This is a genomic window from Vibrio sp. 03-59-1 (assembly GCF_013114135.1).
GTDB lineage: Bacteria > Pseudomonadota > Gammaproteobacteria > Enterobacterales > Vibrionaceae > Vibrio > Vibrio cortegadensis.
Genome location: NZ_VTYA01000049.1, coordinates 1 through 2282, shown reverse-complemented (window position 1 = coordinate 2282; position 2282 = coordinate 1). Strand labels below are relative to the sequence as shown.

Here is a 2282-nt window from a genome sequence, read left to right as displayed (position 1 = left end):
AAATTAACGAATCTCAATACCAGTGGGGAATGTTCGAATATCAAAGGTTGACACACAATGCAGGGCTGGGGAAATTATGAGGGGATCCGTCAGCGCCCAATTAACTTGCGCAGCAACGCAATACAGTGGTTCTGCATTGCGTTTTAATCACTAAACTTGATTGGAAGTAAAACTGCCACGCGTTGTAAGTCAGGTTAAATTGCTTGTTAGCCCTATTTTGATGCTAAGAATGCAATGCCTGCGACAAGACACGTAGCTATCGCCACGTTTTTAACTGGACTTTGCTCTGTAGGGGTAAGCATTGCAGCTAATGCTGCTGTACCGCCAGCAGCTTGGATAACTGAATTATCTGATTTCAGCAGTGCACCAACACCAATTGCTGATATTAAATATTTTTGAACTTGAGTGCTTTCTTTGACTAGTCCACACGAAGTCCTTACAAAATGCTCACAGTTCTCTGAAAACAAACTGTAAGGGATACCTAAATATTTTTTAGCCGTTTGTACTGCTAACGCTGGATTTTCCGATTTTATAGAGCTTAATTGGATGTTTCTGCTATCTGAAAAAGCAGCTAATTCGATCTCTTCAACTCGGTGGAATTTTTTGGAGTTATGGATAACGGTGCCATTACCAACGTAAATTCCATAATGCTTAAAACCTGTATATTGAATTTTCAGCACTTGCCCTAGATCATACATATCTGATTTCCTTATATTTATATAGTTAAATATGAACATGAGGGCGTATTATTGAGATTCAAGGTTGGAATTTAGATAATAGGGCTAACGCCCAATTAAGGTGCGACAACGCTATAACACCCAAACTGAACCATTGCGCCGTAAACTCAAATTTCAAATCGGAGTGAAATCGCCAAGCGTTGGGAGTCACTCTTAAATTGTTTGTTATATCACTTTACCATGCGCTACAATGACCATTATAAAGACCAGTTAAAGGACTTATTTAATGACCACTAGAATCTTAGCCGATGTTGCTGCAAGTATAACTGAACTAAAAGCAAATCCAATGAAAGTTGCTACTAGCGCTTATGGTGAACCTGTTGCTGTACTCAATCGAAATGAACCCGCCTTCTATTGCGTTCCAGCCGAAGCATACGAAATGATGATGGACAGACTCGAAGATCTTGAGCTACTTACAATAGCAAAAGAACGCGAATTAGAAGAGAGTATTTCGGTAAATATTGATGACCTATAAGCTTGATTTCAAAAAGAGCGCACTCAAAGAGTGGAAGAAACTCGGATCGACTTTACAACAGCAATTCAAGAAAAAGCTGATTGAGCGTTTAGACAACCCACATATACCTGCTTCCAAACTTTCTGGCGCAGATAACATGTATAAAATCAAACTACGTCAATCAGGTTATCGCTTAGTATACAAAGTTGAGGATGACGTAATCATAGTAACCGTCTTAGCTGTAGGCAAACGTGAACGAAGCGATGTTTACCGTAAGGCTATGAAAAGACTAGATGATTAGTGATTGTGATATAACGCCCAATTAAGGTGCGACAACGCTATAACACCCAAGCTAAACCATTGCACCGTAAACACAAATTTCAAACCGGAGTGAAATCGGCAAGCGTTAGGAGTCACTCTTAAATTGTTTGTTAGAAGCCAGTTTTTCCGTAGACTGCCGTATTACTCAACTCACCAGATGGTAATAAACGGTCGCTCATAAATATACCCTCAAGTATATAACCACAACGCTCCGCAACAGATCTACTTTTATAATTAATATCAGCCGCTCTTATTTCTACACGGTTGGCTTTCAATTCCGAAAACGCATAAACCTCAATCAATTTTACAGCTTCAGTGATAAAGCCTTTTCCAACATAAGCCGTTCGTAACCAGTAGCCTATTTCAAAATATGGCACTGTTTTATCACGAATAATCAAACCTATAGCACCAACTAAAATATCAGATTCTTTATCGATAATTGAAAACCTTAGTTCTCCCTCAAACTGCTCAAAGTTAACAATTGCATCCTGAGTATTTTTAACAGAATCTTCCGTTGTCAGAGCATATGGAACCCAAGGCAAAAATACGCTGAGTTCCTCTTGGCTTTCTTGGATCGCAGCCAACATTTGAGGAGCAAGCTCCATTGATGGCGGAACCAATTTTATTCTATTACTTTCCACTTTTGACTCCTGTTCATTCTGGCTACTAACGCCCAATTCTTGCGAATCCCCTCATAATTAACCGTAAAAACAATGAGGTAGACGCGCATCGCTGTCTTTGATCTAATGAATATCGCCAAACACACATTT

General features: G+C 39.4%; 4 protein-coding genes. 2 read left to right on the top strand and 2 right to left on the bottom strand.

Translation table 11 applies throughout. The annotated features are described in order from the left end of the window. Positions 1-212: 212 nt before the first annotated feature. A complete protein-coding gene (locus F0249_RS19710; protein ID WP_171757609.1) occupies positions 213-698 on the bottom strand; it encodes a lecithin retinol acyltransferase family protein in 486 nt (161 codons plus the stop codon). A gap of 265 nt (positions 699-963) precedes the next feature. Here F0249_RS19710 and F0249_RS19705 point away from each other — a divergent pair, with 265 nt between their 5' ends. Together F0249_RS19705 and F0249_RS19700 are read left to right on the top strand one after the other, a co-directional pair. After that, positions 964-1212, top strand: coding sequence for a type II toxin-antitoxin system Phd/YefM family antitoxin (locus F0249_RS19705; RefSeq protein ID WP_171757608.1), 249 nt, complete (start codon positions 964-966; stop codon positions 1210-1212). After that, positions 1202-1492 (top strand): type II toxin-antitoxin system RelE/ParE family toxin, encoded by a 291-nt coding sequence (locus F0249_RS19700; protein ID WP_053302227.1) that lies wholly within the window; start codon positions 1202-1204, stop codon positions 1490-1492. Before F0249_RS19705 ends, F0249_RS19700 begins: the two co-directional genes overlap by 11 nt. 130 nt (positions 1493-1622) lie before the next feature. On the opposite strand, the gene F0249_RS19695 is transcribed toward F0249_RS19700, so the two are convergent. Further along, positions 1623-2153: a GNAT family N-acetyltransferase gene (locus tag F0249_RS19695; protein WP_171757607.1), complete on the bottom strand. Its 531-nt coding sequence runs from the start codon at positions 2151-2153 to the stop codon at positions 1623-1625. Between the last annotated feature and the right edge of the window lie 129 nt (positions 2154-2282).